The organism is Lachnoclostridium sp. An14 (genome assembly GCF_002160755.1).
Taxonomy (GTDB): domain Bacteria; phylum Bacillota; class Clostridia; order Lachnospirales; family Lachnospiraceae; genus Lachnoclostridium_A.
Genome location: NZ_NFLE01000018.1, coordinates 23,119 through 50,071, shown reverse-complemented (window position 1 = coordinate 50,071; position 26,953 = coordinate 23,119). Strand labels below are relative to the sequence as shown.

Here is a 26,953-nt window from a genome sequence, read left to right as displayed (position 1 = left end):
TCCCTCCCTGTTTGTCTCCACTGTATCAGACTGCGGGGGAAATTGCAACTGTTTTCTGCGCCGGGGGAAAATGCCGGGAAACGGTCCCCGGTTTCAGTATTCGATTCCCTCTCTGGCGGTCACCCCCTGCTCGTAGGGGTGGCGCACCGCCTGGATCCTGGAAATATAGTCCGCCTTTGCCATCAGCTCCTCCGACGGGTCTCTGCCGGTGAGAACCACCTCCAGCCCCTCCGGCTTTTCCTCCAGAAACTGAAGGACGCTCTCCTCCTTCACCACGCCGCCGTTTACGGAGGCCATGATCTCGTCCAGGATCAGCAGGTCGTAGTCCGGGGCCATGGCGGCCGTCTTTTCAAACTGTCCCTGAAAATACTGGGCGGCCTCCCGTTTCTGCTCCGGACTCATGCGGAACAGGAATCCGAAGGTGCGCTCGCAGGGCAGCACGGTGATGCCGGGGATGGCCCGCAGCACCTCCACCTCCCCGGAGTCCTCCGTCTTTAAAAACCGGGAAATGAGCACCCGCAGCCCACGGCCGGCGGCCCGCACCGCCAGGCCCACCGCCGCCGTGGTCTTTCCCTTCCCGTCCCCGCAGTAAATGTGTATCAGCCCTTTCTCCTTCATGGCTCCTCCTTTCCGTAATACTCCCGGATAAACCGGGACGGCTCCAGCTTTTTCCCGTACCGCTCCTTGGCGGCGCAGATGCAGAGCCTCTCCTTGGCCCTGGTCATGGCCACGTAGAACATCCGCCGTTCCTCCTCCAGATCTGCCTCCAGCACCGCCTTTCTGTGGGGCGTCACCCCCTCGTTGGCGTCGATGATGTAGACAATGGAATATTCCAGGCCCTTGGAGCCGTGCATGGTCATAAGGGCCACCCCATCCTGATCCCCCAGAGGCTCCGTCTGGTTCCTGGCCTGGGCCTCCAGCTCTTTTCCGTACTCCTCCATGTGGGAAAACCAGTCCTCAAAGCTCTGAAATCCGGCGGCGCTCTCCTGGAGCTGGTCCGCCACCTCCAAAAGCTCCTCCTCCTTCATACGCCGGAACTGGGCGTACTCCTTCAGATAGTCGTTGTAGCCGGCGGCCTTGCGGATGTAGTTTACGGCCGCCGCCGGTTTCATCCGGGAAATGGCCGCCAGATCAAACTCCAGCCGCTCGATCCGCTCCACCATCCAGTCCTTGTCCTGGTAGAAGGACTTTACCTGCTCCCAAGAGACCACCGCCGTCTCCAGGGCGTCCCGGCTGATGTAGCGCTTGGGGCGGTTGATGAATTCCAGCACGTTTCCCCTCTCTAAATTTCCCAGGGCGGCCTTTATGTAGGCCAGGATATTTCTGGAAATCCAGTGCTCGTAAATGTTTGGCAGGCTGTCCCTGGTTTTAAAGGGCACGTTGTACTCCATGAGCCGCTCCACCAAAAGCCTGGGCTCTAAGCTGGTGCGGTAGATGACGGCCATATCCGACAGGGAATACCCCGCATCCCGGTAGGCCAGAATCTCCTTCACCACCGCCAGAGCCTCATCCCCCGCGTCGGGGTAAAAGCAGGTGCGCACCGGCGCCCCCAGGCCCTTCTCCGCCCGGATGTCTTTTGGAAACCGGGTGCGGTTGTGGGCGATCAGCCGGCCGGCCGCCTCCACAATAGTCTTCGTGGACCGGTAGTTGACATCCAGGAGGGTTTTGGCCGCTCCCGGATAGTCCTTTTCAAACCCCAGCATGATCTCCGGTTTCGCTCCCCGGAACCGGTAGATGGACTGGTCGTCGTCCCCCACGATAAACAGGTTGTTTTCCGGAAGGGCCATCATGCGGACGATCTCGTACTGAATCCGGTTGATGTCCTGAAATTCGTCGATGAGGATGTAGGTGTATTTCCGCTGCCAGGCGGACAAAATGTCGGCCCTCTGGGAGAACAGCTCGTAGCACATGACCAGCATATCGTCGAAGTCGATGAGGCGGGCGGCCCGCAGCCGCTCCTCGTAGCCGTGGTACAGCCGTTTAAAGATCTCCTCCGGGCAGTTTTTAGAGTAGTAGCAGGAGAGGTCTAACATTTCCCCCTTGACGGCGCTGATCTCCCCCAGCACCGACGAGATGAAATCCGCCTCGTCCTCCGTCTCAATCTCCTCCTCCGCCGTCATTTCCTTCATAAACTGGGTCCGCTGCTCCTCCCGCACGATGTCTTTCGCCTCGTAGCCGTAAGCCAGCTTTAAAATGCGGAAAAACACGCTGTGAAAGGTGCCGAAGGTCACGGGCACCTTCCTCCCGCCCATAAGGCGCTCAAACCTGGCCTGCATCTCTCTGGCCGCCGCTCTGGTGAAGGTGATCACCAGGATATTTCCAGGGGCCACCTGTCCGTCCTCAATGAGGGCCCGCACCCGCTCCGTGAGCACTGTGGTCTTTCCGGAGCCGGGGCCGGCCAGCACCAAAATCGGCCCCTCCCGGTGGCGGATGGCCGCCTGCTGCGTTTCGTTAAATGCCATAGTTCCTCCGATTCTTTTCCCATAAAAGGGAAGAAAGGAGCTGCCTCAGCTTATCCTGGGGCAGCTCCTTGCGTTTCCCAATGGGTATGATCCCGTTTACGCCTGGGCCAGGGACGCCTCTAAAAGGGCGATTCCCTTGCGGATGCGGGCCAGGCTCTCCTCCTTGCCCAACACCTCCATGATCTCCGTGGCACCGGCAGGGGTCATCTGCTTGCCAGAAACGGCGGTACGCAGGGGCCACATCACAAAGCCGGTCTTATAGCCTTTTTCCTCCACGTAGGCGGAGAGGGCGGCATAGAGGGCATCGTTGGTGAAATCCTCCTGGGCCTCCAGAATCGGCAGCGTTTCCTTTAAAACGGCCAGGGATTTCTCGGAGTTGGTCTTCATCTTCTTGTGGGTGTACATGGCCACGTCGTACTCCGGCAGCTCCTCAAAGAAATCAATGTGGCCGGCGATGTCGGGGAATACCTCAATCCTGGTCTTTACCATGGCCGCGATCTTTTTCAGATCCAGATCCTTTTTGATGACCTCACGGATGTAGCTCTCCGCCCGCTCGTAGAACTTGTCAAAGTCCATGGCCTTCATGTACTCGCCGTTCATCCATTTTAACTTGGTCATGTCGAACACCGCCGGGGACTTGCTCATGCGGCGGTAGTCAAATTCTTTCACCATCTCCTCCAAGGAGAAGATCTCCTGGTTGTTCTCCGGGGACCAGCCTAAAAGGGCCACGTAGTTCACCACGGCCTCGGAGATAAAGCCCTGCTCGATCAGATCCTCATAGGAGGAGTGTCCGCTTCTCTTGGAGAGTTTCTTGTGCTCCTCGTTGGTGATCAGGGGGCAGTGCACGTATACCGGAACCTCCCAGCCGAAGGCGTCGTAGAGACGGTTGTACTTCGGGGAGGAGGACAGATACTCATTTCCACGCACCACATGGGTGATGCCCATGAGATGGTCGTCCACCACGTTGGCAAAGTTGTAGGTGGGGTAGCCGTCGGATTTGATCAGGATCATATCGTCCAGCTCGGAGTTGTCCACGGTGATGTCGCCGTAGATCTCATCGTGGAAGGTGGTGGTTCCCTCTGTGGGGTTGTTCTGGCGGATGACGTAGGGGATTCCCGCCTTTAAATTCGCCTCTACCTCCTCCTTGGACAGGTGCAGGCAGTGCTTGTCGTAGGTCATAATCTCCTCGCCGTTTACCGTCTGTTTCAGGCTGTCCAAGCGCTCCTGGGTGCAGAAACAGTAGTAGGCTTCGCCTTTCTCAATGAGCTTTTTGGCGTACTCTAAGTAAATACCGGCGGCCTGGCGCTCGCTCTGGACGTAGGGGCCTACGCCGCCGTCCTTGTCCGGGCCTTCGTCGTGGATCAGTCCTGTCTCCGCCAGGGTGCGGTATATGATCTCCACCGCCCCCTCCACGTACCGTTCCTGATCCGTGTCCTCGATGCGCAGGAGGAAATCCCCTCCCTCATGTTTGGCGATCAGGTAGGCGTAGAGCGCCGTTCTCAAGTTTCCGACGTGCATCCGGCCGGTGGGGCTGGGGGCGTATCTTGTTCTGATTTTATTCATCACTTTTCACTCCTAATATGGTATCAGTTTTTACACTAACCGTTATTATATAACGAAGGCACGGAAAAAACAATGGGGATTTCACCGGTTCTGCCGCCTCCGCCGCTGCCAGCCGCCTCTCATCCCAAAAGGCAGGCCAAAAGCCCGGTCAGGGCGCAGGAGGGATCCCGCTCCACAAACCGCTCCAGGCGTCCCAGGTTCCGGTCGGAGTGCTCCAGCTGGCGGGAATACAGATAGGCGGCCCGGACAAAGGCCCGCTCCCGGCTGCCGCCGTACACCGCCCGCCAGCTCTCTGCCAGAATGCGGACGGCGCACAGGCTGAATGCCGCCAGCTTGGCCTTTCCGTATCCCCCGCCCTCGTAGACGCCGCCGGCGTAAAAGAGATAGAGGAAATACTCCAGAAGATTGCGCTCCTGGCGATCCCGGCCTCCCCGCTCCTCTCCCGGGCCTCTCTGCCCGCGAGACCGTTCATACCGCTCTCCAGGGCGTCCTCCCAGCTGGCAGCGGCGGGCGGCAAATAAAAGCTCCTCCCAGCCCTCTGACACCATCTCCAGCCGGTCCAGCTCCCGTAAAAAAGCCCGCTCCAGCTGCCGCCGCTGAAAGCCCATTTCCCTGTAAGAGGCCAGCTCTTTTTCCAGGCTGGATACGGCCGCCGGGCTTTCGTAAAACCGGCACACCCGCTCCAGGCCAGAGCAGTCTCTCGCGGCCAGCCGCCTCTCCCCGTCGTGGGCCAGGGCTAAAACCGCTGCCGCCTGGTAAGCGCTCTCCCCCTCTCCCCGCAAAACGGCCCACATGGCCTCCCGAACCCGCAGCAGGACTTCCAGGAGCTCCCGGTCCGCTGTCTGGTCCGGCTCTCCCTCCCGGTCCGGACGGATCCGCTCCCGGTACTCCACCGGCTCCGCCCAGTTTAAAATCAGCTGTGCTGCCGCCGGGCAGGATAAGGACAGGCTGATCTCCAGCCGGTCTCCATAAGGCTCTTTATGCCGCGGATAGACGCGGCAGGTGCGGCACATCATCGCCTCTCCCAGCCTTAGAAACAGGCCGCACAGCCGCCGGCGGTCCAGAAAGACGCAGCGGCCGTTTTTCTGGCGGTAGGCCCTGGAGCGGTGATCCACGCCCTCCCGCAGCCACTCTCCCTCCGGCCCCTTTTCCGCCTCATACCGTTTTAGGGTGTCCCCGTCAATGGAAATCCTCCACCCCTTGCAGCAGGTATCGGGACACTGGGATGCCTGGCAGGAAAAGCTGTGGTAGTAAGATGGATAAATCAGGCGCATGGGCGCCTCCTCCTTTCGTGTGGGGCTCTCTGGGACGGCTTACTTCCAGAAACCGTCCCGCAAAGTTTCGTACCCGCGGCCGGCCAGAGCCTCCCAGGGCTTTCTTCTGGCTCCAAACCGCTCTTTAAGGGCCAGCCGCAGCTGTCGTAAGGCCGGGCCTGCCATGGTCTCCCGGCAGGGCCCGGAAATCATCCGCTCATACCACTGGGTCAGGACTCCGGCGGTGAAAAAGCCCTCATCTCCCTGAGGGGCTCCCGTCAGCAGGGCGACGGCCCGGCGCAGAGATTCCGTTTCCGCCTCTCTGCGGGATTCCTCCCCGCCTTCTGGCTCCAGGCTGCGCTGGCCGTCTTTTCCCGCCAGAACCTCCTCCAGGGTAAACCACAGGGCCTGCACCATACACTCCCGCAGGGCCCGCGCCTCATCCTCCATCCCCGGCTCTCCCAGCCCGGCAAGAAGGGCGGCGGGATCTGCCGTCTCCTCCCTGGACAGCCACGGGAACAAAAACTCCTCCAGCCACCGGTCTTTCCGGAACAAACGGCGGTAGATATAGGCCTCCACCGCCCCGCCGGTGCGGCAGTTCTCCTCCCCCAGCACCCGCAAAATCTCCGGCGGGAGGGCCGTTTTGTAAAACAGGCTGTCCTGGCCGGCGGCGGGAGGCTGGTAGCCCTCCCCCAAAATCCGCTTTGCCATGGCGTCCCGCCACTGCCTGCTCTCTTTTTTGTAGGTTTCCAGACGCTCCAGGGAAAGCTCCGGGTGAAGGCGTTTCTCGTGGAGGATCTCCGCCGCCTGGATCACCCGCCAGGCCTCCTGGCCTTTTCGCCTTAAGAAACGGTCCAGGGCCGCCTTTGCCCGTCCCCGCTCCAGGCCCACGGTTCCGCCGTGGTACAGCTCCACCGCCGCCATCATCCGCTCCGCCACGGCCCGGACCATGGGCACGGCGGAGCTGTTTCCCGTCAGGTTTTTCACCTCCACAAAGGAGGACGGCATCCGGTAGGTGTCGGGAAAGCCCTGGAGGCGGAACAGCTCCCGCTCCGTCATCCGCCGCTCGTTGTTCACCAGAAGGTAATTGGCGCTGGCCCCCGCCCGCAGGGAACAGGCGTAACGGTGGGGAGTGACCATGCCGGAGACGTTCTCGTTGGTGACGTAGGGGCGCTCCGGCTCCCGTTTAAACCGCTCCAGCATCTTTTCCATCTTCCGCTCCCGCACCTCCGGGCTGACGTAGTAGCTGCGCTTTATGGTCCCCTCCGGCTCCAGAATGTCCGCCAGACCCTTCCGCTGCCGCTCCGGCACCGCCTCCGGGAAGGCGAACAGGATGGGTTCGGAAAAGCCCACCGTCACCAGCCGCTCCCGTTTCTGGGGAACGCCGTAATCCCAGGCGTTTAGCACCTTTGTGTACACCGTGTAGCCCAGGGCCTCCAGCCGCCCTTTCATCTCCGCCAGGGTCTGGCCGCCTCTGTGACTGAATACGTTCTTGCCGTTTTCCAGCAGGAAGGCCGCCGGGCGTTTCTTTTCCAAAATGGCCTCCACCGCTGAAAACAGCCCGTCCTCTCCCCACACCTGGGAAAGGGAATGGGGAAAATCGGCCACCAGGACGTCAAAATCCGGCAGGTTCTCCAGGTCCAGGCACCGCGCGTCCCCCGCCGGGATTTCCCCGAAATTGTCTTCGTAGACGGCTCTGGCCTCCGGCTCCGTCTCGCAGCTGAACACGCAAAACCCGCCGGCCTGTTCAAAGCCCAGCCTGGCCCCGCCGATTCCCGCAAATATATCTGCAAATGTGAAGGATGTATAATTCATAGGCTTTCCCCCGTTCTGGTATCCTGAAATCAAAATCTATGGAAAGTATACCATTGGAGGGAGAAAATTGCCAGCAAAAGAAGTGTTTAAGAACCTGGTATTGGAGGGCCTGGGGCACGGAAAACCGTGCGCGCAGTAGCGTACACCCGCGCCGGAGCGCGGCTGCGCCAACAGCTATATTTCTCCCCGCGGAGTGCGCCTCCCGCCGGAGGCTTTTGCGTCATAGGGGACGCAGTTTCTTACTACACAAAACAGCGCGCTCCGCGCAGAGACGTTTCTCTGGGGGGCGCGCTGTTTCGCGTTTGTTTCTATATGTTACTGATAGATGGCGCGGATTTTCCAGCTGTTTCCGATTTTATACATATCCACGCCTTTGGCGCCGCCGATTTTTAAGCCGTTCTCTCCTAAGGTGGGCAGATTGGAGGGATCCGCCTGATCCACGGCGTCGATCAGCCCGCCGGTGCACACCCGGTCCTCTCCCAGGTTCTTCAGCTCCGCGGCTGATTTGACCTCCTTATAGGAGTCGTCCTCGAAAAAGATGTCCAGCGGGTAGTCGCACAGCTGAGACAGGGTCTCCAGATCCTTGTAATAAAGGGTTTTCTGGATGGTCTCCGCCACCTTGGCCGGATCGGAAAGATCAGAGGAATAGGCGGAATCCACGTAGAAATAGTTCACTCTCCACTTCCCGTTCCTCTTTCTTAAGGTGAGGCCGAACTCGTCGCCCATAACCGTGGGGCCGTTCTTTTCAATCTTTAGCTTGGCCGTATTGGTGGCGCCGATGTACTCCCGCATTTTCGCGGAAAAGATCACGTCCTCTCCCAGCTTTTTAAATTCGTTCTGGTTCTTGTACTCCACGGTCTGACCATCGTTGTAGAAAACGGTGACGGGGTACTCGCACAGCTTTGCCAGATCCGTCAGGCTTTTCTTGTCGAAAGCCTTCTGCACGGAGGAGGCAGCGTCCCGCATTCTCTCCGTATCTGAGGTCGCGGAACGGGTAACCTGGGTCTTCTTTTTCGCGTATGCCGGCATGGCCGGGTTGGTGGCCGCCAGGGCCGCCGCGCACATTAACATCATGGGGAGTTTTCTCATAGTTTTTCTGTTCATATTTAATCTCCTTCTCTTTCGTCGTTTTTTCGGTTGTACTTATTTGACGGGACAGAATGGGAAAAAGTTGCGGGAAAAAAATAATTTTTTAACTATATTGTATGGTGAGGTATTATATGATATGCTGTACCTGGGAGGTGATTATAGTTGAATATCACATCTGACATGATATACGGATATACAGACGGCATCATCCTCTGCTGTCTTTCCGAGGGGGACAGCTACGGCTATGAGATCAACAGCCGGATCCTGGAAAAATCCGGCCGCAGCTACGAGCTGAAGGAAGCGACGCTCTACACCACCTTCCGGCGGCTGGAAAAACAGGGCTACGTGACGTCCTACTGGGGAAATGAAAGCTCCGGGCCGCGGAGACGCTACTACTCCATCACCGGCGCCGGACGGGAATATCTGCAAAAACGCCTTCTGGAATGGGAGGAAATCAAGAAACTGCTGGACCGTCTGCTGGACGGCGGGCGAAAGGAGGAATAACCATATGAGCGGAGAAGAAAAGATCTGTCATTACATCAACCGCGCCTTCGCGGGCTGTCCGGCGGGACAGCAGACGGAGGAGGCAAAGGAGGCGCTGTGCGCCGATCTTCTGGAAAAATACCGGGCCCTTCTGGAAACGGGATACGCCCCGGAAACGGCCTATCAGACCACCATCAGCGGCGTAGGCGACATATTTGAGGTGGTGGACAGCGTGACGGGACGGCAGGCAGAGGACGAAATAGGCTACTCCTCTTTGACCTGGGCCCAGAGGGCAAAGCCGGGCGGCGCGGCGGCGGAAGACGGCCTGGCGGCAGAAATGTGGAATACGGCAGCCAAGGACGGCCGGGCGGCGGAACCGAATGCCGCGGCGGAAATCCCGGCACAGACATGGGATGGGGAATCCTCTTTCCCGTCCCAGGCGCCGGCCCCCGGCTCCCCGGCCGTGAAACGGGCGTGGGCGGCGGCGCCCTTTGCCGCCGCCGGCCTGCTCTTTCTGCTCTGGCTCCACTCCTATTTCTACCGCCCCCTTCCGGGAATGGGACGGGAGCTGCCCATGTTTCTTTTAGGGGCAGCCCTGGGCGCCTTTGGGATGTGGGTCTGCTTAAGCCGGAGGGGACAGCCGGTCAAAGCCCTTTTTCCCAGGGAACGTCTCCCCTTTTTCATCCTCTGGGGCGTTTTCGCCATTTTGTTTCTGGCGGCGGCCTTTACCCCCGGCCTGCAGCCGGCGCTGTGGCTGATTCCCATCAGCGCCGTAGCCCTCCATCAGATCCTGGTATCCTGGAGGGCCTACCAATCGTTCAAAAAGGAGGCGAAAGCTTATGAGCAGGAATAGCCTGATTTTAAAAATTTCCCTGTGGTCCCTGGTTCTGGCCGCGACGGCGTTTGGAATTTTTTCCATCGCCTCCCATCCGGCCGCGGACGTCAGCTCCCAGTCCGTCTCCGGCACGGCAGGAACCCCAGAAAGCGGGGAAACCACCGTCCCCGCAAACGGAGAAACTCTGACCCTTCCCGGAGAAACGGAACCTCCCGTTCCTCCCGACGGCGGGCCGGCGGCAAAGAAAAAGCCCACTCCTCCTGACGGCGGACCGGCAGCGAAGGAAAAACCCACTCCCCCAGACGGCGGGCCAGCGGCAAAAGAAAAACCAGCTCCCCCAGACGGCGGGCCAGCGGCGAAGGAAACTCCTGCCGCCGGAAACGGCACCTCCACCGCCAGGAAAACCCCTGCCGCCGCGCCCAGCGCGCCGGCGCCTAAGGAAACGCCCGCTCCTCCCGACGGCGGGCCAGCGGCAAAAGAAAAACCGGCTCCTCCCGACGGCGGGCCAGCCGCGAAAGAAAAACCGACTCCCCCGGACGACGGACCGGCACTGAAAGAAAAGCCGGCTCCCCCAGATGGCGGGCCAGCCGCCGGCCAGGCGGCCGCCCTTCTTCCGAAGGCACCGGCAAATCCCCCGGCTCTCAAGGCAAAACCGGCCCCGAAAGCAGCCGGTTTGATCCCGAAAGAGGCAGCCCCGGCTCCAGCTCCCAAGGCGGCCCCGGGAGTCCCCACTCCCAAAGGGGAACCGCAGCTCCCGAATCCTCCCGCTCCCAAACCGGAGCCAGCCCAGCCAAAACGGGAACCGGCGGACCGCCTCCCCAAAACAGGAGAACTGTCCGCCCCCAAGACTCCTCCCGCGCCGGAGCGCGGCCCAGGTGTCCGTCTGATCTGAACGCAGCCGGGCGCCGGGAGAGCGAAACCACTTTCCCGGCGCCCGGATTTTTTCTATAACAGAATATCAAAGGGCAACCCCAAGCCTCCCATCCAGCCCGGTTTCTCCAGCCCAGTTCGTCCCACTGCCGTCCGAAAACAGCCGCAGGCAGCCGCTCCCTTTATTTCAGCCTTCCTCTCTCCATATCCTGAAAGATTCCCGGCATTTCCACCAGCTCCTGAAACGTCCCCCGCTGCGCCACCTCTCCCCGGTCCATAACCAGAATCTCATCACACCCGCGCAGGGTAGACAGGCGGTGGGCGATGGAGATAACCGTCGTCCCCCACTCCCGTTTCATTTTCTCAATCTCCCGCTGAATGTACACCTCCGACGTGTTGTCCAGGGCAGACGTGGCCTCGTCCAGAATGAGGATCTTAGGTTTCCGCAGAAAAACGCGGGCCAGGGCAATTCTCTGCCGCTGCCCCCCGGAAAGATTTCCTCCGCTCTCTGACAGGCAAAACCCGTAGCCCCCCGGCAGCTTTTCGATGTCGGCGGCGATGCAGGCCTTCCGCGCCGCCTCCTTCACTTCCTCCAGGGAAACCTCCCGCTTCATGCCGTAGGAAATGTTTCTCTCCACGGTGTCCGCGATGAGAAACGGCGTCTGGGGAACCAGGGCCAGCACCTCCGCCAGTTCCTCCCTGGAGAGGCTGGAGATCTCCGCCCCGCCCAGAAACACGCGGCCTCCCGCCGGTTCCAGCTTGGCAATCACCTTGATCAGACTGGATTTCCCGCAGCCGCTGGGCCCGGCGATCCCCAGAAACGTCCCCGGCGGCACAGAAAGGGAAATCCCCTTTAAAACCGGCTCCTGCGGCTTTTCCGGATAGGAAAAGGTGACGTTTTCCAGCCGCAGCCCGTTGTCCGCCGGCCTTTCCTCCCTCTCCGGGAGGATGGTTTCGCAGGAAAAGTCCAGGGGGATGTCCAGCAGCTTAAAATAGTCCCCCGCCAGCACCACGCACTCGGAAAACTCGTCCAGAATCCGGTGCAGCTCCCGCAAAGGGCCGGTGAGCTGGGTAAAACAGAGGTAAGCCGTCAGCACCGTTCCCACGGTAATCACCCCTTTGGAGGCCAGGAACACGGACAGGGCGATCACCAGCACGTGGAACACCGCCTCGTTGATAAATTTCAGGCAGTCGTAAAAGGCCATGGCCCGGTGGTGGTCCATTTCCTTCTTCCGCAGCTGCTCCGCCCGGCGGGTGATCCGTTCTTCCTCCGTCCCGGCGCTGTCCAAGCTGCGGATGGTTTCCATGCCGCCTAAAAGCTCCACCACGGTTCCGTCCATCTCCGCCTTCCGGTCCATTAGCTCCACCCGGATCCCCTTCTGGGTGCTGATCTGGCGAAACACCAAAAGCGTCCCCACAGGGATCACCAGCACAGTCACGCAGGCCACGGGAACGGGGAGCTTTAAAAAGATCATCACGATGGCTGCCGCTCCCGTGGCCGCGGCGGGGGCAAAGTCCATAAACACCAGTTTCACCAGCTTGACCGTCCCCTCCAGGCTCCGGTTCATTCTCCCGTGGATATTTCCCGTCATATGCTCCCGGAAATAGGACAGGGGCGCGGAAAGGAGGGAGGCCGTAGCCCGGCGCCTGGCGTTCTTTTCCGCCTGGGTGGCCATGTCCTCCACGATCAGGCGCCGGATCACCTTCACCACCTCGTTTGCCACGTTCACCGCCAGAATCACCAGAAGAATGGGAATAACCGAAAGAAAGCTCACCCTTCGGTCCGCCAGCACATGATCCGTCAGATACCCCACCGCCAGAGGCGTCAGCTGGCTGAGCGCCGCCGACACCCCCAGGATGGCCAGGATCAGAAAAAAGCCCAGTTTCTGCCGTTTCGGCAGCAGCTGATATATTCTTCCGGCCAGCTCCCTCTTTGAAATCCTGTTTTCCATACGCTCACGCCTCCCCCAAACCGTCTACCTCACCCGTCCCGTCTGCTCCAGCAGCACACGGCAGAGGGCGTCAAAATCAATGGGCTTGGAAATGTGGACGTTCATCCCCGCCTCCGTGGTGGCGGCGATGTCCTCCGCGAAGGCGTTGGCCGTCACCGCCAGGATCGGCACCGTTTTCCCGTCCGCCCGCTTAAGGGCGCGGATCGCCTTGGCCGCCTCGCAGCCGTTCATCTCCGGCATCTGCATATCCATGAGAACCACATGGAAGAACCCCGGCTCCGACTGGGAGAATGCCTCCAGAGCCTCTCTCCCGTTCCACGCCTGGGTCACCTCCGCTCCCCGCATGGTCAGCACCTCCGTGGCGATCTCCATATTTAACTCATTGTCCTCCGCCAGCAGGATGCGCATTCCCTCAAGGCCCTCCGCCTCCTGGGCGCTCACCGGCTCCGAAGGCATTTCTTTCAAGCTTTCCTCGTTTCGTACTACCTCCAGAGGCAGGGTCACCGTAAAGGTCGTCCCCTGGCCCGGCTCGCTCTCCACCTTGATCTGGCCGTCCATCTGAGTCACAATGCTCTTTACAATGGGCATTCCCAACCCCGTCCCCGGCACGTGGTTGTCTCCAAAGCGGGCCTCTCTCTCGTAGGGCTCAAAGATCTTTTTCAGATACTCCCCGGACATCCCCCGGCCGGTATCGGAAATCACCAGCTGGTAATTGGCGTAGCGCCTGGAATCCGCCTGGCGCAGGCTCACCCGCACCTGACCGTCCGTTCCCGTAAACTTGAAGGCGTTGGAGAGCAGGTTGTTGAAAATCTGGGTGAGCCTGGACGGGTCGGCCATCACCACCGGATCGCTCACCTCACAGGAGAGCTGAAAATCCCGATTCTCCTTCAGGGCCTGCATACGGAAGGGCTCCGCGCACTCCTTCAGCCATTTCCGCAGATCCAAAGTCTCCCGGCTGAATTCCAGCTTGCCCCGCTCCAGGCGGGACAGCTCCAGAATGTCATTGATCAGCCCCAAAAGCAGGCGGCTGGAGGAACGGATCTTTTCCAGATACCCCCTGGTCTTTCCCGCGTCCTCCACACTCTCCTCCGCCAGGCCGGCCAGGCCGATGATGGCGTTTAGAGGCGTGCGCATATCGTGGGACATGGAGGAGAAAAACTGCGCGCGGGATTCCTCGTTCTCCCTGGCCTTGTCCAGGGCGTTTTTTAACAGCTCCATCTGTCTGAGCTGGGCCTGGCGCTCCTTTCCCACCTCTCTGAAACAGAGCACGGCCTCCCCCTGTTTCAGGGTGTCGTCCATGAGAAGGCGCACGTTCACCCAGCGGTACTCGTCCCCGAATTTGCGCAGGAAATCGCCGCCGAAGTCCCGCACCTGTCCCTGCACCAGCTCCCGGATATGTTCCAGAGAGAAATTCGTTAGAAACTCCTGACAGGCCTTCTCCTCAATCACTCCCGCGAGAACGTCCAGGAAATCCCTGTACTCGCCTCTGGCCCCCAGCCGGTCCTTCACGTAGTCGGAGGCCTTCACCATCTCATAGGTGCCCCGCTCCACGTCCACCCGGTAGATGGCATAGTAGGAATTTCCCAGGACCTGAATGGTCTCGCCGGAATATTCCACCCGGCGGTTTAACCGGTAGTTGCGGACGCTCACCAGGACGGTGAAAAAGATAAACACCAGAAAGACGGCGGAAAAACCGATGGTAAAGGATTTCAGATCCCCTAAAATGGTGCTGTAGGGCACTGTGATGATAGAAAGCCAGCCGTTATTCGCCTCTGCCGCGTAGACGGCACGCTGCCTGCCGTCCAGGTCGTAAATATAGGAGCTGCGGCTGTTAAACAGGCCCTCCTCCATCTTTCCGATAATACTGTACAAATACTCCTGCATTGTCTGCCGGTCCACGGTCAGCTCCGTCTGGGCGTACAAAAGCGTCCCGCTGCTGTCACAGAGGAAGTAGGAGCCGCCCTCCGGCAGGTTCATGGAATTTCTGGTGATCCGGAATTTTTCCGGGAAAATGTCAAAGGCCAGGATGTTGGGGCCGCTGGCGCATTTGACTGCCACGGTGATCACGCTGCGGTGGTAGATGGCGTCGGTGTAGGCATCGGTATAGATCACGTCCCCGTCTGCCTCCATGGCCTTCTGATACCACTCCGTTCCGGCATAGTCAAAGGTTTCGTCCCCCTCCCACTGGTCGGCGGCGATAATGCTCCCGTTCACCACCGCGTAGGGGTCCGCGATCCGTTTCTGACTGACGGCAGTCATATCTGTCAAAAAGCCGGAGAGCCAGCGATGGATCTGCTCCTCTCCGGCCCCTTCCTCCACCAGGCGGTCCAGGTGGGCCGCCCCCAGCTGCAGCAGCGCCTCGTAGGTGGCTATATTCCGCTCCTCGTCCACCGCGTAGCTGTGAGCCAGGGTGGTTCCCGTCTGCTGGGCATTTTTTAACAGCTCATTTTGAAGGATATGGAGGCTGACCAGGGTGATGACTAAAAACAGTGCAAGCACCAGCCCGTAAAACCTCAGGTCCCGTACCGCCTTTGACCAGCCTTTTTTCCTCTTTTTCATGTCACTCCTCCCGCATTCCCCGCAATTCCTGTTTCGTTTCCATACATCCGTTCAGGATCCGGAGCAGTTCTCTCATATCCAAAGGTTTCGCCGTATGGGCGTTCATTCCGCATTCCGTACACCGGCGGATGTCCTCCGCAAAGGCGTCCGCTGTCATGGCAATGATGGGGATGGCCGCGTAGGGACGGCCGGAGGTGCGGATGGCCTTCGCCGCCTCATAGCCATTCATCACCGGCATCCGCAGATCCATGAGAACCGCGTCAAAATATCCCTCCGGGGACTGTTCCAGCTTGTCCAAGCAGACTTTTCCGTTCACCGCCCAGGTCACCTCAAACCCGTAGGAGCTTAAAAGCTCATGGGCAATCTCCCAGTTTAACTCGTTGTCTTCCGCCACCAGCAGCCGGCGGCCCGTGTAGTCGGACACCTTCTCCGCTGGCTGCTCTTTGGCGGCGTCGGAGCCGGGCTCAAAGCGGCTCAGACCGTAGTAGAGCGTGGAACGGAACAGGGGTTTGGAAATGAAACCGTTGACCCCGGCGGAACGGGCATCCATCTCCACCTCCGCCCAGTCGTAGGCGGAAATGAGCAGGATGGGCACATCCTTTCCGATCTTCTCCCGGATCCGTCTGGCCGTCTCCAGGCCGTCCATTCCCGGCATCTTCCAGTCCAGCAGCACCACGCGGTAGTCCTGTCCCTGCCGGTGTTTCTTCTCGGCCATGCGGACGGCATCCGCCCCGTCGCAGGTCCACCAGGCGTGAAGGCCCAGTTTTTCCAGCTCGGAGGCAGCGCTTTTGCACAGCTGCTCGTCGTCGTCCACCACCAGCACGTCCCAAGCCGGTAGCACCATATCCGCCTCCGTCTCCTCAGACCGTTTCATATCCAGAACGATGTGGAACTGGGTTCCCTGGTTCAACTGGCTGTGAACCTGGATCTCTCCCTCCATGGCGTCCACAATGTACTTGGTGATGGCCATGCCCAGGCCGCTGCCCTCGATCCGGTGAACCCGCTTGTCGTCCTCTCTGGCAAAGGATTCAAAAATCCGTTTCTGGAACTCCGGCGTCATGCCGATGCCGTTGTCCTGCACCAGGAAGTGGGAGCGCACAAATTCCTCTCCCTTTGGGGAATCCTCCTGATACAGGGTCACGGAAATCTGACCGCCGTCCGGGGTGAATTTTAAGGCGTTGGAGAGCAGGTTCAGCAGTACCTGGTTCAGACGCACGCCGTCGCAGTACACCTGCTCTGTCTGAATATCCTGAATGAAAATGTCAAAGGTCTGGCCTTTGGACTTCACCTGGGGCTGGATAATGCTCACAATATTGTCCATGGTCTCCCGCAGGGAAATCTGATCCGGATTTAAGGTGAGGCGTCCGCTCTCAATCTTGGACATATCCAGCACGTCGTTGATCAGGCCCAGCAGATGGCGGCTGGACAGGGTGATCTTTTTTAAGCAGTCCGTCACCATCTCCGGCTTGTCCCGGTTGGCGGTGGCGATGGCCGTCATGCCCACGATGGCATTCATGGGCGTGCGGATGTCGTGGCTCATGTTGGCCAGGAATTCGCTCTTGGCCTGGTTGGCGTGCTCCGCTTCCTTTTTCGCCGCGGCCAGCTCCCGCATCTGACGGCTGGAGAGGCGCAGATAGATGAAGAACACGATCAGCACCGCGATAAGCAGCACGGCGCATCCGGCCATGGCCGTGAAATTTCTCCACATTCCCAGGCTGGATACCGCGTCATCCAGTACGCCGTGGGGCATGACCGTGGTCATGGTCCAGTCGGTGTAGGGCACGGGGGAACAGTACACGTGGCGTCTCTCCCCATTGATGGACACCACCATGCTGAACTCCTCGCCCCCGGCAATGGCCTGGCGGAACTGTTTCACATTTTCCTCCGTCTCGGCCTCCTCCCCTTTTTCCGCGTTCTCCAGGATCCAGTCAAAGCAGTTGTCCGCTCCGATCTCCGCATTCTTGATCACAAAGGAGCCGTCCGGCCGGATGATGTGGGTGAAAATCAGCGCGTCGTCGGAGTTTAGGGAAAGGGTCTCATTCATCCGCTCAATGGGGAAACCGGCCACCAGGGCGGTGCAGCGGCTCCCGTCGGACATGGGATAGCCGATGGAGTGGGGATAGCCTACGGAAACGCCGAAGACTGCCATCTGCTCCCCGTTCTGCCCGCAGCCGGTGGTCATGATCTTCTCATCCCGGTTCATGGCGTCCAGAAACGGACCGGCGTCAGCGATGGACATATCCTCCCCGTAGATCACCTCCGTCTCCCCCTCTGTGCCAAAGAGGGCCAGATACGTAAAGCTGCCGGCGATGGCCGCCTCGTCCAGCTTTTCCTTTACATTGCCGTCCAGCCGCCGCACTTCCTCCGGCGGAACGGCCTGAACGATATTGTCCACCTGGGAAATGCACATCTCCACCAGGGTCTCGAAATGATGCTGGACCTGGGTATTCATCCCTTCCATGTAGGTATTGACCACCGCTGTGATGGTCTGGTCATTTTCCCGGTTCATAAGGTGGTTGATCAGCGCGAACACTCCAATGCAGAGACTCAGCACCGCAGCGAGGCTCGCCCACAGAAATCGTATTATTTTTTTATCCACAGTATTACCCCCTGATCTTCAGCCCGCTCCCCTCAAACGGGGGAACACTATACCCGTAGTATAGCGAAAATATGGGGAAATGACAAGACAGAGTTCAGGCTCTCCCTGGTACCTCCCCCGGCACGCAGACAGCCTGGTCCCCCTCCCCTCGCCGCGGACGGCAAAAAGGAGGTTCAGGCCAGGCTGTTTCCTTATTTTATGAAATTGTCCCGGGGCAGGAATCCGTTCCCGCTCCGTTTTTTCTTAAACCACGCCCTTTAATACCAGGCCGAAAAATACGCAGGTGATGAGAAGAAGGCCGGACACCAGAACCGGTCCCACGCTCCTCGTCTTGTTCTCCATTCTGCTGCCGTTATCCTCCAGCAGGCCGCCGCGGCGCAGGGCCGTCACCACCGGCTTGTAGACAAGCAGGGTAAGGGCCATGTTCACCCCGCCTTTTAACAGGTTAAAGGGCAGGAACGCCGGTACCAGAAGGGCTTTTACCGCCTCCCTGGGGTAACCCATATAGATGGGAGTGATCAGGTAGTTCCACAAAAGCATCACCGCCGTCGCCAGCAGGCAGCCGGAAATCAGTCCTGCCACCGCGCCCTTGAAGGTGTGGTGCTTTTTGTAGATAAAGGCCGCCGTGCAGGCAAAGCTGCAGGTGGAAAGCACGTTCATAATGCAGCCAATAATGCCGGTGTCGCTAATGGTAAACATTTCCACAAAGGAGACGATCAGGGACACCACAAAGGACGTCATGGGCCCGAACATGAAACCGCCCATGGTGACGATCACGTCCTTCGGCTCATATTTTAAGAACAGCACCACCGGAATCCGGCATACCACTGTCACCAGGAAGGCGATGGCGCACAGCATCCCTACCATTGTAATCCGTTTTGTCTTCGTACTCATTTTAGTACCTCCTGAATGATGATTTTCGCCCGTCTCCGGACTTCGGAACCGTTTCCGCCGCAGACGCGGCCATTTCTTCTCCGAAAAGGGCGTTGAAACTGTGCCTCCGCCGGAGGCTTTTGTTTCATAGGGAACGCTGCTTCCTATGACAGAGTGAACGTTTCTATGAAACAAAACGGACATGACCGCTAACGCGGTCATCCCGAATCATGAAAGCCAGATGGCTCCACGCCTACGGCGTTCCCGCCATCTGCCGACGGTATTCGAAATCCGGGCTGCCGCCCTACTTTCTCATACCGTCTTGCCCGTCTGATGCCGATATATCTGTGCGTGCAAGCACGCCCATCTATATCGTCGCCATCCGGGGCTTTCACAGTAAACAATAAAACACCTGAAAAACTCTCGTCTCTCAGGTGTTGCTCACTTCAGGAGCGCGTGCCGTCAGCCTGTGCGCTGTGGCCGGACCGCACGCATCTTCTTTCATCCAGACTTTAACTGTTGGTTTTGGAATCGCACCAAATCTGCATCTCTGCTCGCGGACTTTACCGCCAATCGGGAATTTCACCCTGCCCTCGAAGACTCCGGTTATTCAGATAACTGGATTATACCTCTTTTGCCGGAAAGACGCAAGGTTTTTTTCCGGAAACCGCTCTCCGCGGCCTCCGCCGTTTTCTGCCGCCGGCAAAGCCCGGATAGATGGAGGATAAACCGCGCCACCGTATAGCTCACCAACAGCACCGCCGCAGCCGTCTCCGCCGCAAGCAGCCAGGAACAGGCGGCCGGCACCGCAATCCCCGCCGCCGCGAACCGCTCCAGGGTCTTTTTTAAGGCGAAGGCGGTAATCACGAAGGGGAAGGTGAAGGAGGCGTAGCTGGGGTAAAACGGCAGTTTTAAAAACCGGGGGAGCCTGGTCAACACCATCCCATAAAGGGCCTGGGCCAAAATCTCCAGCGCCAGCACAAAAGTCAAGGAGGGATGTTCCATCACCGCCAGATAGCCGGTGAGGCTCAGGCTCATGGGCGCCGTGTAAATGCAGAACAGGGGCGCGGCAGCCTCCGCCACAGGGATCCGCCGCAAATACCGGCAGGAGATCACCGGAAACATGATCCCGTAGGCGCAGAATCCAAACCAGAACAGCCATCTTCCCACCGCCTCCATGCCAAAGGTAGCGGAGGTAATCGAACCGACGATGATCCCCACGTAGGTGACAAAACAGGTGGGAAACACCTCCTCCAGCCGGAACCGGAGCAGAAACCGTTTCGTATACCACAGGATCAGGCACAGATGACCGGCCACCGCCAACCCCCACACCAGAACGGCCGCCTTTCCGATGTAGGGAAAGGCGTAGGTGGACAGCTGCATCACGGACATGAAAATGGTGGCGGAAACACTGGCTATAACAGGGTTTTCCATCTCCTGTTTCACCTGTTCCCGAAACAGGCAGAATTTAAGCAGCAAAAGAACGCCAAACAGCGCCGCCAACGCCCCGCAGAACCCCCGCGCCGCCTCCGAATACCCCTGCAAAAGGTTCCCCAAAGCCGTCAGCCCCAACATCACGCCGGCGATGGGAATGGGAACCTGCCTGATCATCTGTTTCATCTGTATCATCCACCTTTCTGTTTCCTGTGAGAGTTATCTTTTGTTTTGGTTGTTTGATGGGGATACTATAGCAGGTTTTGGCGAAAAGGTGAAATTATGAATTGTGATGGATATATAAAATCATTTTATGGATTGAAGAAAAGGTGGAAACTATTAAAATTGTCTGCTACTTAAAAGAGCGCGCAGACTCCGCCGCGCGCCCCTTCTCATAAAGATGAATTTGATTCCAATTTCAAAAATTTTATTCTTCCCAGGCTCCGTCAACCCCCACGTGGTAGTGATCCGGCGTCCATTCGTTCTGATACATGGAACCAAAAGGTCTTGCTCCGCTGTTTACATTGTAGACCCAGGCTCCGCTTTCTGCGTTATAAAACCAGGTCTGTACGGGAGTGGTCTCGTTGAAATAATACCACTTTCCGTCAATCAGTTTCCAGCCAATTACCATTTTTCCTGTGGACGGATCCATATAGTAGGTGCATCCATCCTGGGTATCGGTATACCAGCTACTGCGCATACCGCTGTCCACGGACAGGCTGTACCAGGCTGCCAGCTCATAGTCCCATACCCAACCGGACTTCAAATAACCGTTGGCGCCGAACGCGTACCAGGAACCATTGACCTTCTCCCAGAGCACCTGCTCCACGGAATTTCCGTCCGTCTGCTCTGCCATATAGCCTGCGGCTGCTGTTCCGTCCGCGTAAATCAGCCGCCACCCGGTCTCGTCCTGCTGCCATTTGGAATAGCCTTCGCCTTCTCCTGTGACAATTCCCGTGATGGAATTCACATATCCCTTCTTGGCATCTCTTGTCAGGGAACCATTTCCGGTGCTCACCGTGACGCTACCGCCACCGCCACCGCCGCCGCTACTGCCGCTGCCGGTCACGCGGTAGTTCTGTGCCGCGCGCTTTAATGTACGGTCCTCCGTACGGAACTCAACTCCCAGAGTATGGGTACCGGTCTGGTTAGATGCTTTTAAGGTTTGGCTGCGGATGGTGATCCTCGTACTTCCGGACTCAGAATCGTAATCCTGTCCCTCTACCAGCTTAACACCGTCGAGGAAAACGTCCACAAACTGCCCGTAAAGGCCCTGAGAGACAAAGGTGTGGTCTTCTGTGGATGCAAGTGTAATGTCGGGGATTCTCTGGGTGACTTCATATCCTGGATCGGTGGATGCGTTTACGTTTATGTCTGTGTTTTCCTTCACGATCAAAGTATAGGTTCTGCTATGAGAACCAAACTCTGATTCACTGTTGTCCATTCGGACAGTAAAGGTAAATTCTCCGCTTTCCGTGGGAACGCCGTAAAGCTCTCCATTCTCTTTCACAACCATTCCACTGGGAAGATTTCCTCTCAGGAGACGGTAGCTTACTGTATTCCAGTCGTATTTGTTACTATTCTGGATCATCGTTCCATAGGGTACATATTTTACTGCTTCCGGAATCTCCTTGGTGGTAATCATAGGATCACCTACCACACCGGTAAGGGTCAGCACTGCCAACAGTTCCCCGCCGGATTTAATCGTCAAGGTTCCGGATACGTCCTGTCCCTCCGCATCTTTTTGGGCAAGGAGGCGGATCTTAGCCAAATTCGGCAGTTCCCCGTGTCCCGAATCTTTAACAGTTGTAAATCCACCCAGTCCATAACCACCGTTTAATGTCCAGTAGCTATCCAACACCACCGCATCTGTGTCTGACTCCAGCTCTACCGTTAAGTCTGAGAGTTCCTCAGAACCGATATTGGCAATCAGAATATCATGAACGCTGTCATGACGGCTGTCAATGAAAATTTCCCTTGTGGAATAAATAACGCCGTCTTCTCTTGTGGTTTCCGCATTCTCATCCATCTGGCTGTTGAAATAGAGCGCTCCGGTTGTTCCCGCATCCGGGATCTGGATCACCTGAATCCAGTAGTTCTTGGAGTTTTTCTTATTTTCCGCGGAAACAGTAAACTGTACCGGCCCGTCTGAAAAATCCAGAACCGTCTTCTCAGAGATTACCGGTTCCCCGCTGCCTTCCGCATAAAGCTCTGCCTTTGTCGGAATCTGAAAACTCAACGTAAGGTGCTCTAAATCCACCGTTTCATCCACAAAAATTGTTCGATAATTGTATTCCGCGTAAGAATCCTCTCGCTCCTCAACAATGTAACTGTTATTTGCTAAACTGGTTCCATTCGCGTCACACAGATCATTAATCCAGAACGAAACAGAGCTGTCAAGTTTCTGCTCTCCTTCTTCTGTTTGAAATACATACCGATAAATCTCCTGATCCGCGCTTCCATCTTCTCCAACGAAAACAGTAATTGGTACGCCTGCGCTGTAATTCGCCTTATATCCGTCTCCGAACAACGTGTCCTTGATGTCCGCAACTCCCGCTGCCTGCGCCTGCGCAATGGTATTGTACAGGCCGGCATAAGCCGCTGTTACATAGGAAGACGCACTGGTATCTTCCCGGTGATAAGTAAGCCTCAGATAATAATCGCCGTCAACCGGGTATCCATACTTCAAAGTCCATACCCAGTAGTTCACGCCATTTTCTCTTTTGATCGAAGTCCCATCATATACCGTGACTCTCCCTGTATCTGTTTTCTCATAAAGGCCCATGCTCATGCCGTTGCCTCTGGTCCTCAGTTCAATCCAGAATTGCACCCTGCCTGTAATGTTCCCATCTTTATCATAAGTCACAGCTGTAATATCCGTATAGTCACTGTCCACTCCTATGGGATACCCGGCACCAGACTGTGTCATATCCACATTTCCTAAAATCTGATCCGTGATGTCCTCTCCGCCTTCAGACGAGCCTAAAAAGAATTTTATATCTTTGTATTGAACCGTCCCAAAAATATCTTTATTAATATCGAGATTAACGTATACCTCCTGATCCGGATCCTGTAAATCATTTTCAGATATTTCAATCTCCAAATACCGTTCCCTATCGTGGTGCGGCCCTATATTGTACAGATTGTAGGAACTGTTCAGCACGGAAATCTCTGTGCGTTTTCCCCCGTTACTTTCCTCATAAACCGTAGGCACCAGCCAATCTTCCGAGGATGTCACCGTCATATCCAACAGATAACGGATATTCCCATCCGCCAACTGGCTTTCCTCTCCCACAATCATCTCCCACAGGGCACTGTCCGTCCAGGGATCCACGCTCATATCAATTTTATCACCAGCGTGATTGATGATATAATCGTCCTCTCCCTCCAAACTCCACATCACCGACTTCCCGGCAAGATTCTCGTTTCCGGCAAAAATGGAATCAATGGAGACCATGGTCAGCTCCACCGGCGTGTAGCCGCTTAAGTCCACCGACAGGGACCGTTCCTCCAGCGGCAGCAGAGACAGGGGACTGATGCCGTCACCGTCTGTAAACTCTTTCGCCTCCGGATAGACCACCACCGTATCACCGGCTACGTCCAGCGTCATCTGGGTCACCACCGTGTCATCAAAGAACGCGGACACGTAGAAAATATGGTCATCAATCTCCACAGAATCCTCCGGGGTCATAAACCATTCCTTTGTGACGGTTCCACCGCTGGTAAACTGCACTTCATAGGGGAAGAAGGGATTTTCCTCCGGAATCTGAATCGTATAGCTCCCATCCTCCTCAAAATACGCGTCTCCCAGCTCACGGTCAAAGAAATCCTCGTAGCTTACAACGCTGACCTCATGGTTTCCCGTGTTGAACCGGATCTCCTCCTCAGGTGTTTTTTCCAGATCGGACGGTGAGGCCACATCGTCCTCCTCCGGGATTTCCCCGTCTTCCTCTGGAATCTCTTTGTCCTTGAGATCCTCGTCCTCATCAGGGGTCTCGTCCTTCTGGAGATCATTGTCCTCAACCACATCTTTCCAGAGCTCGTCCTCATCGGGAATTTCATCCCCAAAAGAGCCGTTTTCCAGGTCAGACGGCGTTGCCAGACTGTCCCCCTTCCATTCCTTCTGCTCTCTGTCGGAGCCAGAAGGCACCGCTAATGTTGGCTGGGCCGGAATCATAAGCAGTGCCGCCAACGTCACTGCTAACCCTCGTCTGATACGTTTCATTCCATATCACTCCTCCTCTTTTATTTTTTATTGCTCTCCCCAAGAGCGATCAGCTCCTGGAGGGAATACAAGCGGCATTGCCGCAGATTCCCGTCTCCGTAATCAAAGACTGCCATCTCGTCCTGAATATCGCAAAAGCCCGGCAAATACGCCACAGGCTCAAATTTCTCATTTAATAAAAGTCCGTACCGGAATCCATCCGCTGTCACATACTCCGTGATCAGCCGGTCGCCCGCCTGGGTCACATAGGTCAGATAATCCTCACTTTGCAGCACTGCCACCTGTTTTCCAGTCTCCGTATCGTACACTTCCGGAGCTCTGTGAAGGGACGATTCCACCCGGTAACGGCCAGACAGAAATTCCTCGTACAAATCCGCAGACGGAGGCTCTCCTTTCGTCTCTCCCAGCAATGAACCGTCCGCCGCGCTGTACCGGCGCACCGTACCGTCATACCAGATCACCTCCAGCCAGGAGCCTTCCTGGCTTTTACGAAACTGCTGATCATAGATCTGTTCCTTATTGGGAAATTCTCCATGAGCCACCACCGTTCCGTCCTGACTGTAAATTTTAAAACTCTGATAGTCAAACAGCATGGCCGTCTGTCCATCCGCGCTGATCCGCGCCTCATCGTGACCATACCGGGCATCGTAGGACCAGATTTCCGTTTCTTCATGGGACTCCAGAGCCATCAGACGAATCTGCGGATCGCTGCGGTTCGCCGCAGCCGCGGACGTTCCCGCCAGACAGAGGAAATCCCACGGTTTCTCCCCGATCTCATGGGACATTTTCCGGGCTCCGCTGTCAAAAAAGGAAAATCCATTGTCATCTGTGGAAACCAGGACGTATTCTCCGCCTGCGGAAAAGGCGGTAATATTCTCATTTTCCGTGTACGCCAGTTCCAATTCCTCCAGGGTGTCCCGGTCAAAGCGCACCAGCAGATTTCCGTTTGCCAGATCAATTCCCCGTTTGTCCGCATGGAGGAGATAGGGGCTCCTGGATTCACTTCCCGCCATATAAAGGGCCTGAACCGTGTCAATCAGGCCGAACAGGGACTGATCACTTTTCGTGGCCGCAAAAGCAAAGTACGGCCCGCAAAAGCCTCCCGCGAAGTGGTCGTAGGAAGAATCATCATACATGATCATATCCCCGTTCTCATCTTCCAGATCAAAAATCACCAGCCCGCCGTCAGAAAAGCTCACGGCCAATAGGCTGCCGTCCTCATTTAATTCAAAAATACTGTCCTGCGGATTGGCAAAAATGTCATTTTCCGCTACGGACAGATGACGCCCGTCAAAGGAGCGTTCCGCCACCTGTTCCCCATCGGAAATGCGGTAGACCACTGCCCGGTCTTCATCCCGGTTGACTGCGGCTACTTTTGTCCCATCCCCGGATACAGCCAGAGTGGTCGCCGTCTCTCCTGTCCAGAGTGCCTCTCTCTTATCCAGGTCGTAAGCGGTCACTCCCCGATCCCCCGCATAGACAATCCTGTTTTCCTCCGCAAAAACACATTCGGAAAGAGCAGAATCCCGGGCGGGCAGAGTGCAGATCAGGCTCCCATCTGTCCCGCTGTAAATCAGAACGCCCTCCGAACAGACCGCCGTCAGATACGTTCCCTCCGGGGACATTTCCATGCTAAACGGCGCTGACGGCAGGGAAATGGTTCCCACCGTCTTGAATCCGTCCGACAGATCATAGACCCCCAAGGCATCCGTCAACGCCTTTTGAGCCTGGGCTGTCACTGGGGCATTCCAGATGCTGTCCGTTTTAGGGATGGCCTGAAGGGCCAGCTCCACCGCCGCGGAAACATCTCCTTTTGCCAGGGCATCGGCGGAATACCCCGCCAGCGCCAATGCCGCCTGCCTCTGTTCCATCTGTTTTAATCCCACAAATGTACAAAATCCCCCGGACAAAAACAGGGCGGAGAGAAAAAGCACGCAGACCACCATTCTCCTTCTCCGGCGAATGGTTCGTTTATCCTTGCGGGAAAGGCTGCGAAAGGCTGCAAGCATATCCTCCGCCGTCTGATACCGCTTTCCTGGATCCGGCGCCATGGCCTTTTTTATGATGGCAGCCACCAGAGGGCTGCATACTTCTGATCCCAGCGGCTCCACGGATCCCGCATCCTGTGCTGGACGGCTGCCCGACAGCAGATGATACAGTGTCGCTCCCAGGCTGTATATATCAGAGCGCACATCCAGCATGACCGTTCTCCGGCCCCCGGTGCTCCCTCCGCTTTGAAAGCCACTGTCCGGCCTGGGAGAGGCCATAGTCGCGGTCTGATCCATCTCCCTGGTATCGTCCATGATTTCCGTATCGTCCACCAGCTCCGTACCCGCGATGGTCTCCGTCGTCATGGAGGAAGATAGATGGCTGCCGGTTCCGAACTCCAGCCCGTAATGCTCCGGTGAGGCATAGCCTCTGCTGCCTCCCACCCGAACCGCCCCGTTTTCTCTCAGTGCAAGAGCAATGTTATAGTCAATCAGGCAAATATCCCCGCTGGGCCGCACCATAATGTTGGCCGGCTTAATGTCCCCATGAAGGATCCCATGGGGCGGGCGGCCATGGAGATAGACCAACGCTTCCAAAAGCTGACCCGCCCACTGGATCACCTGCGCCTGAGGCGGCTGCTCTCCCCGCGCCAAAACCTTGTCCAGGCTTTCTCCTTCGATATACTCCATCACGGTGTAGACTACGCCGTTTTGCTCCACAAAGTCATACACCTGAGGAATATAGGAAAAACTTAAGCCTTTGAGCATATCCACTTCCCGGCGCAGCGCCTCCGGCCCGGTGGCCAGCGTGCGCTTGTCCGCCTTCAGGACGATCTGTTTTTTCAGGCGCAGATGGCGGCCCAGATAGACCACACCTCCGCCTCCGGATCCGATTTGTTCATCAATCTCATATACACCGGCAATGATCTGCCCCATACTCCTTCTCCTTCCAT

16 protein-coding genes and 1 riboswitch are annotated in these 26,953 nt (G+C 57.3%); of the genes, 3 read left to right on the top strand and 13 right to left on the bottom strand.

From position 1 onward, the window contains the following. Positions 1–93: 93 nt before the first annotated feature. The 6 genes from B5E84_RS11455 to B5E84_RS11430 form a co-directional block, all read right to left on the bottom strand. Positions 94–618: a cob(I)yrinic acid a,c-diamide adenosyltransferase gene (locus tag B5E84_RS11455; protein WP_087222840.1), complete on the bottom strand. Its 525-nt coding sequence runs from the start codon at positions 616–618 to the stop codon at positions 94–96. Beyond that, the gene (locus tag B5E84_RS11450; RefSeq protein WP_087222838.1) at positions 615–2,462 is read right to left on the bottom strand and encodes an ATP-dependent helicase; all 1,848 of its coding nucleotides are present in this window, start codon (positions 2,460–2,462) and stop codon (positions 615–617) included. Before B5E84_RS11450 ends, B5E84_RS11455 begins: the two co-directional genes overlap by 4 nt. Positions 2,463–2,558: 96 nt before the next feature. Next, entirely contained in the window at positions 2,559–4,025 is a 1,467-nt protein-coding gene (gene gltX / locus B5E84_RS11445) for a glutamate--tRNA ligase (protein WP_087222836.1), read from the bottom strand. Between the two features lie 119 nt (positions 4,026–4,144). Beyond that, the gene (gene fliB / locus B5E84_RS11440; protein ID WP_087222834.1) at positions 4,145–5,299 is read right to left on the bottom strand and encodes a flagellin lysine-N-methylase; all 1,155 of its coding nucleotides are present in this window, start codon (positions 5,297–5,299) and stop codon (positions 4,145–4,147) included. A gap of 39 nt (positions 5,300–5,338) precedes the next feature. Then, a complete protein-coding gene (locus B5E84_RS20630) occupies positions 5,339–7,093 on the bottom strand; it encodes a HaeII family restriction endonuclease (protein WP_087222832.1) in 1,755 nt (584 codons plus the stop codon). Positions 7,094–7,408: 315 nt separating this feature from the next. Then, positions 7,409–8,197: a hypothetical protein gene (locus B5E84_RS11430; protein ID WP_087222830.1), complete on the bottom strand. Its 789-nt coding sequence runs from the start codon at positions 8,195–8,197 to the stop codon at positions 7,409–7,411. A gap of 147 nt (positions 8,198–8,344) precedes the next feature. Here B5E84_RS11430 and B5E84_RS11425 point away from each other — a divergent pair, with 147 nt between their 5' ends. The 3 genes from B5E84_RS11425 to B5E84_RS11415 are packed head-to-tail and all read left to right on the top strand — an operon-like array spanning position 8,345 to position 10,392. After that, on the top strand, positions 8,345–8,686 hold the full coding sequence (locus B5E84_RS11425; RefSeq protein WP_087222828.1) for a PadR family transcriptional regulator: 342 nt from the start codon (positions 8,345–8,347) through the stop codon (positions 8,684–8,686). Positions 8,687–8,690: 4 nt separating this feature from the next. Further along, positions 8,691–9,518 carry a hypothetical protein gene (locus tag B5E84_RS11420; protein WP_087222826.1) on the top strand — a complete coding sequence of 276 codons (828 nt, stop codon included), beginning with the start codon at positions 8,691–8,693 and terminating at the stop codon, positions 9,516–9,518. Next, entirely contained in the window at positions 9,505–10,392 is an 888-nt protein-coding gene (locus B5E84_RS11415; RefSeq protein WP_087222824.1) for a hypothetical protein, read from the top strand. The genes B5E84_RS11420 and B5E84_RS11415 overlap by 14 nt, the downstream gene beginning before the upstream one ends. Before the next feature lie 160 nt (positions 10,393–10,552). Here B5E84_RS11415 and B5E84_RS11410 read toward each other — a convergent pair whose 3' ends face one another. From B5E84_RS11410 to B5E84_RS11380, 7 genes are all read right to left on the bottom strand, one after another. Beyond that, the gene (locus B5E84_RS11410) at positions 10,553–12,322 is read right to left on the bottom strand and encodes an ABC transporter ATP-binding protein (RefSeq protein WP_087222822.1); all 1,770 of its coding nucleotides are present in this window, start codon (positions 12,320–12,322) and stop codon (positions 10,553–10,555) included. 24 nt (positions 12,323–12,346) lie between these two features. After that, positions 12,347–14,881, bottom strand: a complete 2,535-nt coding sequence (locus B5E84_RS11405) for a hybrid sensor histidine kinase/response regulator (protein WP_087222820.1) — start codon at positions 14,879–14,881, stop codon at positions 12,347–12,349. A 1-nt stretch (position 14,882) separates the two neighbouring features. Next, positions 14,883–17,480 (bottom strand): hybrid sensor histidine kinase/response regulator, encoded by a 2,598-nt coding sequence (locus tag B5E84_RS11400; protein ID WP_087222819.1) that lies wholly within the window; start codon positions 17,478–17,480, stop codon positions 14,883–14,885. A gap of 243 nt (positions 17,481–17,723) precedes the next feature. Continuing rightward, the gene (locus B5E84_RS11395; RefSeq protein WP_087222817.1) at positions 17,724–18,374 is read right to left on the bottom strand and encodes an ECF transporter S component; all 651 of its coding nucleotides are present in this window, start codon (positions 18,372–18,374) and stop codon (positions 17,724–17,726) included. A 468-nt stretch (positions 18,375–18,842) separates the two neighbouring features. Further along, positions 18,843–18,958: riboswitch (FMN riboswitch) on the bottom strand. 1 nt (position 18,959) lies between these two features. Continuing rightward, positions 18,960–19,973 (bottom strand): TDT family transporter, encoded by a 1,014-nt coding sequence (locus B5E84_RS11390; RefSeq protein WP_162612856.1) that lies wholly within the window; start codon positions 19,971–19,973, stop codon positions 18,960–18,962. A 241-nt stretch (positions 19,974–20,214) separates the two neighbouring features. Then, positions 20,215–24,012 carry an N-acetylmuramoyl-L-alanine amidase family protein gene (locus tag B5E84_RS11385; RefSeq protein WP_087222813.1) on the bottom strand — a complete coding sequence of 1,266 codons (3,798 nt, stop codon included), beginning with the start codon at positions 24,010–24,012 and terminating at the stop codon, positions 20,215–20,217. Between the two features lie 20 nt (positions 24,013–24,032). Next, a complete protein-coding gene (locus B5E84_RS11380; RefSeq protein ID WP_087222811.1) occupies positions 24,033–26,936 on the bottom strand; it encodes a WD40 repeat domain-containing serine/threonine protein kinase in 2,904 nt (967 codons plus the stop codon). Positions 26,937–26,953 lie beyond the last annotated feature (17 nt).